The sequence below is a fragment of the Azovibrio sp. genome (assembly GCF_049658005.1).
Taxonomy (GTDB): domain Bacteria; phylum Pseudomonadota; class Gammaproteobacteria; order Burkholderiales; family Rhodocyclaceae; genus Azovibrio.
Genome location: NZ_JBASOH010000015.1, coordinates 46,715 through 61,298 on the forward strand (window position 1 = coordinate 46,715; position 14,584 = coordinate 61,298).

The following is a 14,584-nucleotide window of genomic DNA, read 5'->3' on the forward strand; positions in this document are numbered from 1 at the left end:
CGTGAAGTCGATTTCACATAGAACTGCGTGACTCTGTGTGAAATGCCACCGTACTACCCCATAAAACACCGTACAAGCTCTTCAAGGTGCTTGGGTAGGGGTAGGTATCAACCAGCACAAAAAAACGGCTCTATGGCCGTTCTGTAGGGTCAAGGTCTGGGCCTTCTTCGTGGTGTGTGACCTGGTGCCTGTTCCTGGTTAAGTTCTGCAATTCTGGCTTGTTCAAGTTCAGCTAAAAGCTTGTTTTTCTGCAAAATTAATGAATTTAGTTTTGCTTCAGCTTTAATCCTATCTTCCAAAGTTTGAGCATTAGCTAAATCAGCTTGTGCTGAATCAATCTGCATTTGTAGACTGGCTAAAGATTTGGCTACGCCTTGAACTGATCCAGAACTCTTCTTCCTTTCGGAAGGGGAGCTTTTCGCATTCTGCGATCCTTTAGCTACGCTGGTTGCTTTAATTGCATCTTTAAAAGAAATTCCTTTTTCAGTAGAGTTTGAAACTTTCCCAGAATTAATTTCTGGTTGATTTTTGTTAGTTGAAGAAATTTCTTGAACTGTGGTAGCTGTATTGGTAGAAGTTGCTTTTGTTAAGCTTCTTTTTCCAGAATAAGCATTTGAGCCTTTAGGTATTCTCTTTGGTTTGTTGTATCTCTTTTCAATGAAATCTTTTCTGTATTCTGTGGATTCATCAAGCCTGACTTGAATTTTTGAAAACTGAAAATCATTCAAAAAAGTCTTATTAATTACTTCGTCAGCTTGTTGAACTAATTTTTTGTAATCTGAGTTTTTACTAAAAACAGGACCTCTTAACCTGGTTGCCTTCTTCTGGTTTGGAAATCTTACAGAAATAAAATCCATTCCTTTTCTTGTAACAGTGCAGCCTTTTTCCTCCAGAAATTCAATCAATTCATTTCTGTTTTTGATTTTTTCTTTTCTAATTAGTTTAGGAATTTCAATGCTTAAACGATTTTTGATTGTGTGTGAAGTTTTTCCCGCTGGAACTTTTTTGTCAAAAGCTGTGAATTCTGCTCTCAATGGGTCTTCTACAACTTGTGCATAACCAAGTTTATGATTCCAAATTGCAGAAAAATCTTTAACCATTTGATTTGATTTTTCGCCTGGTGGATCAATGTTGAACTGCTTTTGTGTTTTGACGTCAATCATTGGTATCAACAAATGAAGCTCTGTATTTCCTTTGTCTTCGTGTCTAACAATAAGCATATTTAATCTGTCAGGTCCAAGACCTGGTGCAAAAGCTTCATAAATAGCTTTAACGATTTTATTTAGCTGTGCATTTGTTGGCTTTTCACCATCACGAAAAGCGATAACGCCAGAAGTGTATTTAAATTTCCTGGGGTTCTCGTCAATCAATAATTTGGTTAGGTCTGGATCACCATAAAAAATTTCTGGTTTAGGATTTCGTGGATTTCCATTTGAATCGTTATCTTGTAGTAGATAACGAATTGCTGAATCAGCTTTTCCCGTGCCGTGGTTGAAAAAATTAACAATCATTTCAACCTCCAACTTTCTTGAACTTGGAAAGCATTATTTTGTTTAATTGCTTTAGTTCTTCAAGTTCATTTCTGATTTCGTCTAAAAGTTCTGGATAATCAGTTTTTAGAGAATTAACCTTTTTTGCAATCTGGTTAATATTGTTGCTTATCTTTGATTGCTGGTAAATACTTTTTGCAACTTCTGCAAGAATTGCTTTTTTCTCTGTTGCTGCTCCTGGTTTGGATAACAATTTTTCTCTACAAAAATTTGCAAGCGTGCTTTGCGGCGAGTTGCTAAAGTGATCAGTTAATTTCAAGTATTCAGTTGGTGAAAGATAGATAGAAATAACTTTTGTTCTCAATTCCTCGTTACCATCCTCTCCTGATTGACCAGTTGATTTTTTCTTTTTTATTTCCATTTTTGACCTTTCTTTTTATTGTTGTTAGTCGTGTGCGACAAATAGGGGAGTGGGGGAACCCCACAGCTTTTATTCATTCCATTATGGGAATGATTGGGCTTGCTTCGAATTTGTCTTTTCTCTATTCATTAAACCAGAAACAAAACCGAAATCAAGTTTTGATATTGGAGGTATAGATTGATTTTTGTGAAATTTTCTTTAGCCTATATTGGAGGTATAGATTAAAACCAAATTGGAGGTATAGGTTATGGCAAACAAAAAAACGGAGATAAAAAAGAAGAAACGAACAATGTATTTTGAAGAAGAATTATTTGAGCAGTTTTCGGAAATATGTTCAGAATACAAAAAATCTCCAAGTGAAATTCTCAATACTTATATGAAAAAAATTGTCGGTAACTATAAAAGCAAAAGTAAACAGGCATAAAAAAACCACCTTTCGGTGGCTTATTTATTCAAATCAATTGATTAAGGTGTTACTGCTGCTGGTGCTCCACAATTTGCAGGTGCATATTTAGAATCACCAGAATATGTGCAACCCCAAGTTCCTGCTGTTGCATCTCTTGTCCAGATGATGTTACCTGCTGCCTTTGTGTTTCCTTTAACAGCACAAGCTATGTTGCCACCTGCACCATCTGCAACAGTAATTGTGCAATTTGAAGTTGATCCGGTTAAACCTATTACTCCAAGAGTAATAGTTTTTCCTTCATTAACAGCAACTTCGAAAGCTGTTTTGCCTGGACTAATTTCAGCTAAACCAGCAGCAACTTTAGATTTTGCAACATAGTCTTGATATGCAGGTAAGGCAATAGCAGCTAAAATACCGATAATTGCAACGGTAATCATTAACTCAATTAATGTGAAACCCTTTTGGGTTTGTGTCTTGATAGAATTCAATTTCATAATTTTCTCCCTTTATTTTTTGGTTATTTTTCTATCGCTAATCAAAATAAACACCCGTTTATCTTGAATTGCTTAAATACCTATAAGAGAAAAAATTAAAAAATCAAGTTTTCTATTGACAAACGGTTTTTAATGTACGATAAGTATTGGGACAAAACTATAATTTTGTTACCTTGAATAAGGTTATTTTAGTCTGAAGATACCGGCTTCCCTGCCGGTATTTTCTTTTGTTCGCTTAATTGTTATTAGTTGCGATATTTGTATTTAGTTATTGTCTCGATCTCATTCTATTTGAAAGATGTTCAATGGTATTTGGTTCAAGCAATTTGAACCAAGGCATTTCAAACATTTGTGCAACAGGCCAAAAATTTGGATCATCAACAAAGCAAGATTTGTTGATTGTTTCTTTTAGATAAAAGAATGACTTGGAATCCAATCCTTCCTCAATTAGCATGATGTAATTAACGAATAAATGAACGGCATCATCTGGCTCAAGAAATTCAAGCATTATTACAAATGGCGCAATTCCTGCTTCCATAAAAATATTGTGCGCAGTTATATCATTAGTTTTGGTTGCGCGAATATAGTAAGCATTTTTAGATAACTTTTCCGAATCTCTGTATATCAAATTCAATGTGAGATACATTGCAGCCTTTACTGGTTCGTCCTCTTCATTTTTTAATTTATTGTATGCGGCTAAGATAAAACTACTTATGTAATTATTTTTTTCTATGTAATTCATCTTGCTTATCCCGCTGTCTTGTCTTGAGTTTTTTCTAAATCCAAATAATCCCATAAATCCTCCATTTTTAATTATTAATAATTGTTTGGTTGGATTTTGTCAAATTTGGTGCGCTGTCCTTTTTTGTTTCACTAACGTAAAACCTGCCTAAAGGCAGTAATAGCTTCGCTTTTTGTACTTCCATTAGGAAGTTCTTTTATGTATTACTGATTTTTATTCTTATTTTTCGATCTATAGACAGCCATAAGGCTGTACTGATCTTCGATCTTTAAGATAGGTCTTAAGAAAGTGCTATGCCTGAATCGGCATAGCTTTCCCTTTAGGGACTGTTCCAGTCTCCTTTAGGCTATTCCGTTCAGGCTGTATGCCCAGTTACCGGCAGAAGTTATTTTTAAGTTACTTCATTCTCTGGTTCAGGTTCTTAAAAAACCCCTTAACACGGTCCAGATTCAGCTTCGTTGCTACTTTGTTAAGATCCCATTGTTGTAGCTTTAAGAACTCTTTTATCCAGTTTTGCTTAAGGGGACTATGGTAGTCAGTTTTATTTTGTTCCCCGCCTTCTACATCGGCTTTCTGGTAGTTCGGGTGTTCCAATTGGGAAGAGAATTTAGACAGATTTCTGAGGTCCGGTCTTCATTCAATTGACGCATAAAACACTTAATTGAATATTTATTAAAATATTTATAATTTGTCAAGCTCTAAGACTGAAAACAAAAAAGCCAGCTTTCGCTGGCTTCCTTGATAGCGTGCAATATGAATTGACCGGCCCTCAGATATTCATATATTACGGATTAAATTTAATTTGTCAATACTGATTTTAAATTAAATAACCTTGCTCTAATCCTGTTGCAATTCCACCAGCCCAATCAGTAGTTAGAAATTCTCTAACAGTTGTGAAACAGTGATCCACAACATCATCATAGATTGGATTTTTTACATAGTCGTCAGCATATCTAAATTCACGATCTGTGTTCTTTTGTTTTCTGAATATATAGATCTGATCAATCTTATATTTTTTTAAATTAACCGAGTCAGTTAGTTTTAGCCATTCTGCAACAACAATATACATTGCATCAGGATTCTTTTGCTTTAGCTGTTCTGCGGCTGTAGAGACATCTTGAAGCATTGTTTTATCAAGATATGTCTTGCATTCAATAGCTACTGCTGGAATGTCCCAGGTATGGTCTTCTGTGATATCCGAACCATTACAAATCATTTTTGCATTGACGCTTGCACCAATAGCAAAATCATGATCTTTCTTTTCAACAAGAGCATGCGGAGCTTTTACCATTGCTTCGTATGATGGTGCTCTAAAAAATACATCCTTAAAAGAATGAGATTTTCCTATCAATGCAGATTTTGAAATTCCGAGAACTAAATCCCTGAATAAATAATACATAAATTCTTCCAAAATGGAAGAATGTAGATTTGAACGTGAATCAAATTTTTCAGCATAATGTTGCTGATCTACAAAGTCTTTGTATTCATTCAGAAGTGCAACTCTTTTCTTAATTATTTCTGAATCATTCGCTGAAGATTTTTTGAATGGCCCCTTCAAATCTTCGTTGTCCTTCTTCCATTTGTCATATCGAATGCGGATTTCTGCCAAATACTTTCGTGAATCAACATCACGATATTTGGTTGCGTGATTTTCTTTTTGTTCTAAATTATTACCGTGAACAAACATGGTTACTCCTGATAGTTCTTCATAAGGTGTTCTGCAATTGCTTTAGCCATCATTGGGGGGACTGCATTACCAATCTGGTTATATTGGCAAAGATGTGTGTCCTCTGTTCGGCCTTCACGGTTCAACAATTTGTGACTAACTACAGTTGGTTTTCCTTTAAAAACATACCAATCAGGAAAGGATTGAATTCTTGCGCCTTCACGCGCTGTGAAATTTCTATTCTTAAAAGGGTGAACAAAATTTGCATAGAAAGAAGCTGGCACAGTATGGCAGGGCTTGTGCGGATACATCCTTCTATTATTTTGGTCATAAACCTTATCTGAAATTTCAGTGCTATTCCTTTTCAGCGGTTTAAGGTGATCTGGAACATCGGAGGTGCTGTGGCCCCACTCCATAGCTGTAAATCGCTCTACCAGTCGTTGTGAGTGGTTCATGGCTTTGTGGTTGAAGAGCTCCTTTGCACCATTCCGAAGCGTGGCCTGGTAGCTATTTTGCGCCTCTTTTGTATACGCCTGAACTTCTGCTCCCTCTCGTGCTTCCAGTTCAGGAAGATCAGAGATTGCTTCCCATAGAGTAGGGCACTTTAAAAATCCAGAACTGAATAGATCACTACTTCCCTCTACTGCATGTGTTTTAGGGGGAAATGGATCTTTAATCTCTTTTTTGGTTGCTATTACGACAAGGCGTTTTCTGATTTGTGGAACACCGTAATCAGTTGCTTCAAGAATTTTATAGCTGGCAAAGTAACCAAGATTTTTTAATTCATTAACAATTATGTCAACTACAAGCTCTTTTGATTCGGTTTTTGCCTTAATTAGATTTGGAACGTTTTCCATAATCATAATCTCTGGCTTTAGCACACGGCCAACTCGAATAAATTCTTCAAACAAAGAATTTCGTGGATCTTTGGGATCTCCACTATTTTTATTGCAAATTGAAAATCCTTGGCAGGGTGGTCCACCAAGGATTACATTTGGTTTTTTTGATCCGAAATTTTTTAAAATTTCTTCATCTGTGAGGTCTGTTATGTCTCGGTGTAAAACAGTTGCCTCTGGGTGATTAAACTTAAATGTTTCACTGGCCCAGCTATCTCTCTCAATTGCACCAATGAGTTCAGCACCAGCCAATTGAAAACCGAGACTGAACCCACCAGCGCCAGCAAATGTATCAAGGATTTTGAATTTCATAAGCCCTTTGGCTCTTCTGATTTTGGTTCACTGGCAGTGAGAAAAATTGATATTTTTGATTGATCTTTATCAATGCCTGAGATTTTGCAAACTCTCTTTTTTAAATAATCTTTGTGATTTTTCACAAAATTATTTGGAATCATACCGATCTTGGTTTGTCCCTTAAAAATTAGATAACAGTCAACTGCTGGTCCAATTTTTTCTCGGTACTCGTTCAGTTTTGCAGGCTTGTGTTCAATTCGAACAGTATCCCCAAGCTTTATCATAGAAAAAGATATTGGGGAAATTGACTGAAGTTCTATTTCCATTTTATTTATTGATCAAGTAATCTTCAATATTTCCACCAGCTTCAAGAATTGCTTTAACCCACTTAGGACGGGCACCGATTCCACCAGCCCATTCTTCATTGTTTGGACCACGGTACTTAGCTTCTGCTTTAGTCTTGCCTGCTGGTGTAGATTTCGGGGGTTTAACGCTGGTTGTTGGTGCTGACAACTGGAACCCAAGTTCATTAGCTGTAATGCCATAGTCAGAAATTTTTTCTTTCATTTCTGCAATGATGGTTTCTTTTTCATTGGCAACAATTGCATCGTGTTGCTTTTGCAATTCGGCCATCTGAGCTTTAATGTCAGCTAATGTTGTCACTTTGGGTCCTTTGGTTGCCATGAAATTTCTCCTGATTGTACACTATTTCTTTAAGCTGAAATAGTGGTTCTGAGTGATTGCTGGGTTGCTATGTCCTACTGATCTTAACAATTCTGCTTGAGTGCTTAATCCTGCTGGAATTTGAGTTTCAATGTGTTCCTCAATCTTTCTAACACTTGCAAAGCCTAAAAATTCAGAAATCAATAGGCTGTTGCTTGCTCCAATTTTTTCAATAAAACCCGAAATTGCTTCTTTTCTTAATCCGTGAATTTTAATGTGTTTTAATCCATTGTCTTCCACTACCCTATAAAAATTGCTATCGTAACCCAGCACTGTATAGGTGAATAACCGATCTTGTCCTTCTTTCTTTGGAATGGATTTCAGTAGTTCTTTAGCTTCTGGTGTGAGATAAACAATCCTTGGCTTGCCTGATTTCGTATGCTCAAGGTAAATGTGTTTTTCAAAAACTTGGCTCCATTTCAACAATACTGCCTCAGTTCGGCGCATTGCTGTAAAAAGCATTAGTTTTGAAATCCAACCAAGTTCAGGATTTGGGTAGTTGTCCAGCAGTTCAAAAAATTTCTTTTTGTCTTCATCTGTGATTCGATGAACTTTTTTGGAAATCATTCCTCCAGAAGTTTTTAACAAATCACGGTCATAATCCCTCGTTGGATTAGGAATTGATTTTAAATCTGGATCAAGATATTTTAATTTTTTAAAAAGATTGCTGATTGCTGTGATTTCTCGTTGAATTGAAATAGGTTTTATTCCAACTTTGCGACGTGCCTTTATGTATTCATTGATTTCAATTTCGGTTATTTGTTTTGGCTTAAATTCACCAAAAGCTTTTTTGCCATCATAATGTTTGTAAATCAGCTTTGAAATCGGAAAATTTTCATCTGATCTTTCATTGATGATGGTTTTTTTAATTGTGCTATAAAAGCCAATGATCGAAGCCTTATTTCTTAATTTAATTTTCCCCTCTGCTGTCTTTGGGTCGCAATCTGCAAACCTTGGATCAACATAGGTTTCAATGTAAGATTTAATATATGCTTCAATTGTTGGATTAGAAATAAAATCCTGAATTATTTTTAATTCAGTTTTTTGCTGTTCTTCCAGCAAGTGAATTTGCTTCTGTCCAGTTGCTGACTTTGAAGCATTCAGGAACTCAACAGCTTCATCTAAACTCTCAAACAAGCGATCCTGCTTGAAGTTCTTCCTGTTGATCTGTACTCGGTACTTCGTGACTGGTGTACCGTCCTTGTTCTTGCGGGTTAGCTCTTGGATTCCACGGGGTAGGGCCACTTTTTCCACCTTTGTGTGTGCGTGATGTTGTGTGACATTTTAGGCCCCAATGTTGTGCATGTGAAGTTTTATCGGTGAAAAAAAGAAGCAGCTTTCGTTCAAAAATTCTTCAAAATTAGGAAAAACATGTCTGAAATCAACAACTTACAGAAAGGAAGCCGCCCCCTAGAGATCATCACTCTAGGGGGCGGTTAACTTAGCTGTTTCTGGTGCACCGAAGCCGTGTTTGCTGCCCTGGATGGGGTGCTGCGGGTGGGCTCGGGGTACTGCGGCGGAGTGGTGCCCGATCCCGATTATGAGCAGGTTTGCGCCGGGACGACAGGGCATGCGGAAGTGGTGCGGATCGAATTTGACCCGGACCGCATCCTTTTCCAGGAACTGCTGGCGGTGTTCTTCCTCACCCATGACCCCACGACCCTCAACCGTCAGGGCCATGATCTGGGGACGCAATATCGCTCCGTGATTTTCTGCCAATCTCCCGCCCAGCGGCAGGAGGCGGAAGCGATGATCCGGGAATTGAACGAGGCCGGTACTTTTGCATCGCCCATTGTCACCGAACTCGCCGAAGCCCAGCCCTTCTGGCCGGCCGAGGCGCATCACAAGGCTTTTTTCGCGCACCACCCGCAGCAGCCCTATTGTGCCGCCCTGATTCCACCCAAGCTCGACAAGCTACGTCGCTATTTTCCCGAACGCTTGCGTCAGACCTGAACTACGGCATACCGGGCATTGCGGGTCCTTCCGGAATTTCAGCGTGCGCCAGGTCTGGGTCAGGGCATCGACCAGCAGCAGCCGCCCGACCAGAGGCTCGCCGATGCCGGCCATGAGTTTCAGGGCTTCGCTGGCCTGAAGGCAGCCGACGATGCCGGTCAGGGGCGCGAACACGCCCGTCACGGCGCAGCGCATTTCCTCGGCATCCTCCCCTTCCGGGAACAGGCAGTGGTAGCAGGGGGAGGCGGGGCAAGCGAGGTCGAAGACGCTCACCTGGCCATCAAAGCGCACGGCAGCGCCGGAGACGAGCGGTTTGCCGTGCTGCACGCAGGCCCGGTTGATGGCGTGGCGCGTGGCGAAGTTGTCGGAGCAGTCGAGTACCAGATCGGCTTTGGCCACCTGTTCTTCCAGAGCGGTGCCCGAAAGGCGCTCGGTGATGGGAAGGACGCGGGTTTCGGGATTCACGGCAGCCAGGGCGATCTGGCCCGAAAGGGCCTTCAACTGGCCGAGCCGCGCTTCGGTATGCAGGATCTGGCGCTGCAGGTTGCTGGCATCCACCGTATCCCCGTCGGCCAGCGTCAGCGTGCCGACCCCGGCCGAGGCCAGGTAAATGGCGGCGGGAGAACCCAGGCCGCCCGCCCCGACCAGCAGCACCCGGCTGGCGAGGATGCGTTCTTGCCCCTCGATCCCCAGGGCGTCCAGCAAGATGTGGCGGCTGTAACGGAGGAGCTCCCGGTCGTTCACTTGTACTCTCGCCACTCCGGCGGGGTTTCGTCACGGTCCCCGTGCGGGTGGCGCTCCCAGGCCTGGATATAGGCCTCATGGGATTGCTTCAGGGGCCGGTCGTGGGCGCCCAGGTTGTGCAGCTGGGTGTCTTCCACGTAATGAATCAGGGCCCGCATCAGCTTGCTCATCAAGGTGTTGTCGAGATGAAAGCCTCTGTCCCGCAGCCGGGTTTCCAGTTCTTCCAGGGTGTGCTGGCGCAGGTCGTAGGCCACTTCGATGGCGCGTTTGTCCAGTTTGAGGGCGACTTCCACCTGTTCTACCTGCTCCAGATGGTCGGCCGCTTCGGGAAGCTGGCCGGGAGGGAACTTGGAGAACAGAATCTCGCGCTGCTTGTGCAGGTCTGAAGCGCTCATCGCGGGTTTCTCCAGAATCGGTGGACCCGCCCGGGGGTGGCGGGTCCAGGGTAGTTACTTGCTGCCGGCACCTTGCATGATCTGCAGTCCCTTGAGCAGGTTCATGGCCTGCTGGAACTGGTAGTCGGAAGCCGACGCATATTCCATGCGCCCCATTTCATCTTCTTCGTCCTTGCCGTCGATGCCCTTCTTGCCCCCGTGCGGAGCCTTCTTTTCCTGCACCGGTTTGCTCGGGGCCTTGCTGCTGGTTTCCTTGTCGTTTTCAAGGTGGCCTTCCAGATCGGCTTCCCGCAGCAAGGGCGAGGATTTCTGACCGTTGACCTTTTCTTCCACGGTGATGTCGGGTTCGATGCCCTTGGCCTGGATCGAGCGGCCGCTGGGGGTGTAGTAGCGGGCGGTGGTCAGCTTGATGGCGGCATTGCCGGGCAGGGGAAGCACGGTCTGGACCGAGCCTTTGCCAAACGACTGGGTGCCCATGATCACGGCGCGCTTGTGATCCTGCAGGGCACCGGCGACGATTTCGGAAGCCGAGGCCGAGCCGCCATTGATCAGCACCACCATGGGCACGGTCTTGACCGCAGCCGGCAGATCCTTCAAGGGGTCTTCGCGGCTGCCGCGCAGATAATCCTCCGGGGTGGCCAGGTATTCCTGCTTGGCATCGGGGGTGCGGCCATCGGTGGATACGACCTTGGCGTTCGGGGGCAGGAAGGCGGCGGCAACGCCCACGGCGCCGTTCAGGAGGCCACCGGGGTCATTGCGCAGGTCCAGCACCAGCCCCTTCAGCTTGCCCTGCTTGTAAAGATCGTTGATGTGTTTGACCAGGGACGGGACGGTGTTTTCCTGGAACTGGGTGATGCGCACCCAGCCGTAACCCGGCTCCACGATCCTGGACTTGACGCTCTGAACCTTGATCACTTCCCGGGTCAGGGTGACCTCGATCGGCTTGGCCGCGCCCTTCCTGAGGATGGAAAGGCGGATCTGGGTCTTGGGTTTGCCGCGCATGCGCTTGACGGCCTCGTTCAGGGTCAGGCCCTTCACCGGGGTGTCGTCGAGCTTGAAGATCAGGTCGCCGGCCTTGATCCCGGCGCGGTAGGCGGGGGTGTCCTCGATCGGGGAAACCACCTTCACCAGGCCGTCCTCCATGCCCACTTCGATGCCCAGGCCGCCGAACTCGCCCTGGGTGCCCACCTGCAGTTCCTTGAAGGATTCGGGGTCGAGATAGGCCGAATGGGGGTCGAGGTTGGAAAGCATGCCGGAGATGGCATTGGCGATCATCTTCTTGTCTTCGACGGGCTCCACATAGCCCTGCTTGATGGCGTTGAAGACTTCGGCGAAGGTGCGCAGCTCCTCCACCGGCAGGCCGGCCTTGACATCCTTGTCGGCGAAGGCCGGCATCTGCAGGCTGATGAGGGCGCCGGCGACGAAGCCGCCGACGACAAGACTGATGGATTTGAACTTGCTCATTTGAGGGAAACCCATTTCATGGGATCGAGTGCTTTGCCTTGATGGCGGAGCTCGAAGTATAAACCGGAATTCTGGTTGCCACCGCTGTTACCGACGGTACTCACCGTCTCACCGCCCTGGACCCGGTCGCCCACCTGTTTTAGCAGCGAGTCGTTATTGCCATAGACGGTCAGGTAGCCGTCGCCGTGGTCGATGATCATCAGGTTGCCAAAGCCGCGCATCCATTCTGCATAGACCACCTGGCCGTTTGCCACTGCCTTGACCTCGCTGCCTTCGCCGGCGCGGATGAACAGGCCCTTCCAGGTACTGCCGCCCTCGCGCGGGGCGCCGAAGCGGCCCACCACCTGGCCTCGGGCCGGCAGGCGCAGCTGGCCTTGCAGGCGCGCGAAGTCGCCGCGGCTGGCCGTGGGCAGATGCCGGTTCTCCGGCGGGGCTTTTCCTCCCGGAGCGGGCCTAGGCGGCGGGGCGGGCCTGCGGGCCCGTTCGGCAAGTAGCCGGGTAAGCCGGTCCACCAGGTTGGAAAGGCGTTTCTCGTCGCGCTGCAGATTGCCGATTTCCTTTTTCTGGGCCTTCACCTTGCTGGCGATCTGGTTGAGGATTGTTTGACGCTCGGCCCGTTGTTGCAGCAGTTCTGCCTGCTGGGTTTTCTGCGCCGCCTCCACTTCCGCCAGTTCGGCGGCCCGGCTACGGGCCTCGGCGGCAAGCGTTTTCTGTTTCTTCAAGGTGCTGCGCACATCGCTCAGGAGTTCCGTCCGGCTGTGGGCAATGGTCGAAAGATAGTAGAGGTCACGCGCCAGCTGGTTCGGGTCGTCGCCATTCAGCAGCAGTTGCAGGGCGTCCGGGGAGCCTTGCAGATACTGACGGTAAAGCAGTTTCTCCAGCTGGCCTTGCTGCTGCGCCAGCGTGCTTTCCAGTTCCCGGGACTGGCGGGCCATGTCCGCCAGGGTATTTTGCAAGCGGGTCTGGTCGCGTTTGAGGTTCAGGAGTTTGCGCTCGCCCTGGGAAATCTCGCGTTCAATCTGTTTGAGCTGATCGGCGGCATCGGCGCGGGATTCCTCGCTGGCGGAAAGCTCCTTGCGCAGGCTCTCGATCCGGCCCCGCAATTCCTTCAGGTCCTCTTTCTTGTCGGCCACTTCGCTGGCATTCTGGCCCTGGCTGACCAGGGGCCAGCCGCACAGCAGCATGCCGGCCAGAATGGCGCCGGGCAGCGAGCGGCGGGTGTGAGCGGGCATGCTTGCCTTTCCCTCAAGGGGTTCGGGAGGTGTCCTCATTGCCGAAGTGGCGGGCCGCCAACTAAAGCGCGGCTGAGAAAAAAACTATTTTATAATGCTCCGCCATTGCCCTGCGAGCCCCTATCGTGCAACCACCCGAATTCAGCCTGATTGAAAAGCAGGAACACATCGAAACTGCGGCGCGTGCCCTGAAATCGATCGCCCATCCCCTGCGCCTCAAGATTCTTTGCGTCCTGGGTGAGCAAGAAGCCAGTGTGCAGGAAATCGTCGACGTGGTGGGGACGTCCCAGAGCAATATCTCCCAGCATCTGGCCATTCTGCGCGAAAAAGGGGTGCTGCTCACCCGCAAGGAGGCCAATCGCGTCTTTTACCGGGTGGGCGATGGTCGCATCCTGCAGTTGATCGTCATGATGCGTGAAGTTTTCTGCGGCGTATCCCAGCATTAAAAATCGAGGAGGAGTCCCGAAGTGCCCATGGAGTTCATTCAGAACAATATCCTGACCATCGCCATTGCTGTCATCAGCGGGGTAATGCTGGTCTGGCCCTCGTTTCGCCATGGCGGCAAGGCCATCAACCCGACCGAAGCCACCTTGCTCATCAATCGTGAGGACGCCCAGGTGATCGATGTCCGCGATGCGCGCGAATACAGCGCCGGCCACCTGCCGGGCGCCCGCAACATTCCCCTTGCTGATCTGGCCGCCCGGGCCGGCGAACTGGAGGCGTTGAAGGACAAGCCACTGATCCTCGTCTGCGCCTCCGGTGTGCGTTCCGGCCAGGCCTGCGCCCAGTTGCAAAAACTCGGCTTTACCCGGGTCAATAATCTCGATGGCGGCGTCCATGCCTGGGAAAAGGCGGGACTGCCCATCAAACGCGGAGCCAGAAAAAAATGAGCCATGCCAAGGTTGTGATGTACACCACTGCCGTCTGCCCTTACTGCATTCGTGCCAAGCAGTTGCTGGCCGCCCGCGGCGTGACCGAGATCAAGGAAATCCGCGTGGACCTCGATCCCGGGCAGCTGCAGCTCATGATGGAAAAAACCGGCCGCCGCACCGTGCCGCAGATCTACATCGGCGCCACCCATGTGGGCGGCTGCGATGATCTGTATGCCCTGGACAGCGCCGGCGCGCTCCTCCCCCTGCTTTGCGCCTGAGGCCTTTGGGCCGATGATCAACAACCCTTCTCCTGGAAAGAAAGTCAAACATGGATCAAAATCAGCAGCCTCCCTCCTTCGGTATCGAAAAGCTCTACGTCAAGGACCTTTCCATCGAAGTGCCCAATGCCCCCGCCATTTTTCTGGATCAGGGCGCGCCCCAGGTGGACATCCAGCTCAACACCCAGGGCACTCACCTGGGGGATGGCGTTTTCGATGTCGTCCTGACCGTCACCGTCACCGCCAGGATCGAAGACAAGACCGTGTTCCTGGTGGAAGTCCGCCAGGCCGGCATCTTCCGCGTGGTCAATGTGCCCGAGCACGAAATTGAGCCGCTGCTGGCAGTCGCCTGTCCCAACATCCTGCAGCCCTATGCCCGCGAAGCCATTTCCGATGCCACCGTGCGCGCCGGTTTCGCCCCCGTGCTGCTGCAACCCATCAACTTCGAGGCCCTGTACCTGTCCCGTCTGCAAGAACAGGCGCAGCAATCCCACGAGATTTCCATTCAGTAATC

18 protein-coding genes and 1 pseudogene are annotated in these 14,584 nt (G+C 47.0%); 6 read left to right on the forward strand and 13 right to left on the reverse strand.

Going from position 1 to position 14,584, the window contains the following annotated elements; genetic code table 11:
* Positions 1–149: 149 nt before the first annotated feature.
* Both WBH99_RS01440 and mobC read right to left on the reverse strand, forming a co-directional pair.
* A complete protein-coding gene (locus WBH99_RS01440; protein ID WP_424218324.1) occupies positions 150–1,511 on the reverse strand; it encodes a relaxase/mobilization nuclease domain-containing protein in 1,362 nt (453 codons plus the stop codon).
* Position 1,512: 1 nt separating this feature from the next.
* Positions 1,513–1,911: a plasmid mobilization relaxosome protein MobC gene (gene mobC, locus WBH99_RS01445; RefSeq protein ID WP_424218325.1), complete on the reverse strand. Its 399-nt coding sequence runs from the start codon at positions 1,909–1,911 to the stop codon at positions 1,513–1,515.
* A gap of 247 nt (positions 1,912–2,158) precedes the next feature.
* Here mobC and WBH99_RS01450 point away from each other — a divergent pair, with 247 nt between their 5' ends.
* A complete protein-coding gene (locus tag WBH99_RS01450; RefSeq protein ID WP_424218326.1) occupies positions 2,159–2,335 on the forward strand; it encodes a hypothetical protein in 177 nt (58 codons plus the stop codon).
* A gap of 41 nt (positions 2,336–2,376) precedes the next feature.
* Here WBH99_RS01450 and WBH99_RS01455 read toward each other — a convergent pair whose 3' ends face one another.
* From WBH99_RS01455 to WBH99_RS01485, 7 genes are all read right to left on the reverse strand, one after another.
* A complete protein-coding gene (locus WBH99_RS01455) occupies positions 2,377–2,811 on the reverse strand; it encodes a pilin (RefSeq protein ID WP_424218327.1) in 435 nt (144 codons plus the stop codon).
* A gap of 268 nt (positions 2,812–3,079) precedes the next feature.
* Positions 3,080–3,553: a hypothetical protein gene (locus tag WBH99_RS01460; protein WP_424218328.1), complete on the reverse strand. Its 474-nt coding sequence runs from the start codon at positions 3,551–3,553 to the stop codon at positions 3,080–3,082.
* Between the two features lie 817 nt (positions 3,554–4,370).
* Complete coding sequence (locus WBH99_RS01465; RefSeq protein ID WP_424218329.1) at positions 4,371–5,240, reverse strand: Bpu10I family restriction endonuclease; 870 nt, start codon at positions 5,238–5,240, stop codon at positions 4,371–4,373.
* A gap of 2 nt (positions 5,241–5,242) precedes the next feature.
* Complete coding sequence (locus WBH99_RS01470; RefSeq protein WP_424218330.1) at positions 5,243–6,427, reverse strand: DNA cytosine methyltransferase; 1,185 nt, start codon at positions 6,425–6,427, stop codon at positions 5,243–5,245.
* A complete protein-coding gene (locus WBH99_RS01475; protein ID WP_424218331.1) occupies positions 6,424–6,735 on the reverse strand; it encodes a hypothetical protein in 312 nt (103 codons plus the stop codon). Before WBH99_RS01475 ends, WBH99_RS01470 begins: the two co-directional genes overlap by 4 nt.
* A 1-nt stretch (position 6,736) precedes the next feature.
* The gene (locus WBH99_RS01480) at positions 6,737–7,093 is read right to left on the reverse strand and encodes an H-NS family nucleoid-associated regulatory protein (RefSeq protein ID WP_424218332.1); all 357 of its coding nucleotides are present in this window, start codon (positions 7,091–7,093) and stop codon (positions 6,737–6,739) included.
* 21 nt (positions 7,094–7,114) lie between these two features.
* Positions 7,115–8,377: a site-specific integrase gene (locus WBH99_RS01485; protein WP_424218333.1), complete on the reverse strand. Its 1,263-nt coding sequence runs from the start codon at positions 8,375–8,377 to the stop codon at positions 7,115–7,117.
* A 210-nt stretch (positions 8,378–8,587) separates the two neighbouring features.
* Between WBH99_RS01485 and msrA the strand changes: the two are divergent.
* Positions 8,588–9,085: pseudogene (gene msrA / locus WBH99_RS01490) on the forward strand (peptide-methionine (S)-S-oxide reductase MsrA); the annotation flags it as partial.
* Here msrA and WBH99_RS01495 read toward each other — a convergent pair.
* From WBH99_RS01495 to WBH99_RS01510, 4 genes are read right to left on the reverse strand one after another with little or no spacing between them, the layout of a single operon-like run.
* Complete coding sequence (locus WBH99_RS01495; protein ID WP_424218362.1) at positions 9,047–9,829, reverse strand: HesA/MoeB/ThiF family protein; 783 nt, start codon at positions 9,827–9,829, stop codon at positions 9,047–9,049. The pseudogene msrA and the gene WBH99_RS01495 overlap by 39 nt on opposite strands.
* Positions 9,826–10,224 (reverse strand): hypothetical protein, encoded by a 399-nt coding sequence (locus tag WBH99_RS01500; RefSeq protein WP_424218334.1) that lies wholly within the window; start codon positions 10,222–10,224, stop codon positions 9,826–9,828. The genes WBH99_RS01495 and WBH99_RS01500 overlap by 4 nt, the downstream gene beginning before the upstream one ends.
* Positions 10,225–10,278: 54 nt before the next feature.
* Positions 10,279–11,688, reverse strand: a complete 1,410-nt coding sequence (locus tag WBH99_RS01505) for a S41 family peptidase (RefSeq protein ID WP_424218335.1) — start codon at positions 11,686–11,688, stop codon at positions 10,279–10,281.
* Positions 11,685–12,920 carry a murein hydrolase activator EnvC family protein gene (locus WBH99_RS01510; protein ID WP_424218336.1) on the reverse strand — a complete coding sequence of 412 codons (1,236 nt, stop codon included), beginning with the start codon at positions 12,918–12,920 and terminating at the stop codon, positions 11,685–11,687. The genes WBH99_RS01505 and WBH99_RS01510 overlap by 4 nt, the downstream gene beginning before the upstream one ends.
* Positions 12,921–13,045: 125 nt before the next feature.
* On the opposite strand from WBH99_RS01510, the gene WBH99_RS01515 reads away from it, so the two are divergent.
* Genes WBH99_RS01515 through secB form a run of 4 tightly spaced genes read left to right on the forward strand, consistent with a single transcriptional unit; the run spans position 13,046 to position 14,582 of the window.
* Positions 13,046–13,366, forward strand: a complete 321-nt coding sequence (locus tag WBH99_RS01515; RefSeq protein WP_424218337.1) for an ArsR/SmtB family transcription factor — start codon at positions 13,046–13,048, stop codon at positions 13,364–13,366.
* A gap of 27 nt (positions 13,367–13,393) precedes the next feature.
* The gene (locus WBH99_RS01520) at positions 13,394–13,810 is read left to right on the forward strand and encodes a rhodanese-like domain-containing protein (RefSeq protein ID WP_424218338.1); all 417 of its coding nucleotides are present in this window, start codon (positions 13,394–13,396) and stop codon (positions 13,808–13,810) included.
* The gene (gene grxC, locus WBH99_RS01525) at positions 13,807–14,070 is read left to right on the forward strand and encodes a glutaredoxin 3 (protein ID WP_424218339.1); all 264 of its coding nucleotides are present in this window, start codon (positions 13,807–13,809) and stop codon (positions 14,068–14,070) included. The genes WBH99_RS01520 and grxC overlap by 4 nt, the downstream gene beginning before the upstream one ends.
* A gap of 50 nt (positions 14,071–14,120) precedes the next feature.
* Positions 14,121–14,582, forward strand: coding sequence for a protein-export chaperone SecB (gene secB / locus WBH99_RS01530; RefSeq protein ID WP_424218340.1), 462 nt, complete (start codon positions 14,121–14,123; stop codon positions 14,580–14,582).
* The last annotated feature ends 2 nt before the right edge of the window (positions 14,583–14,584 follow it).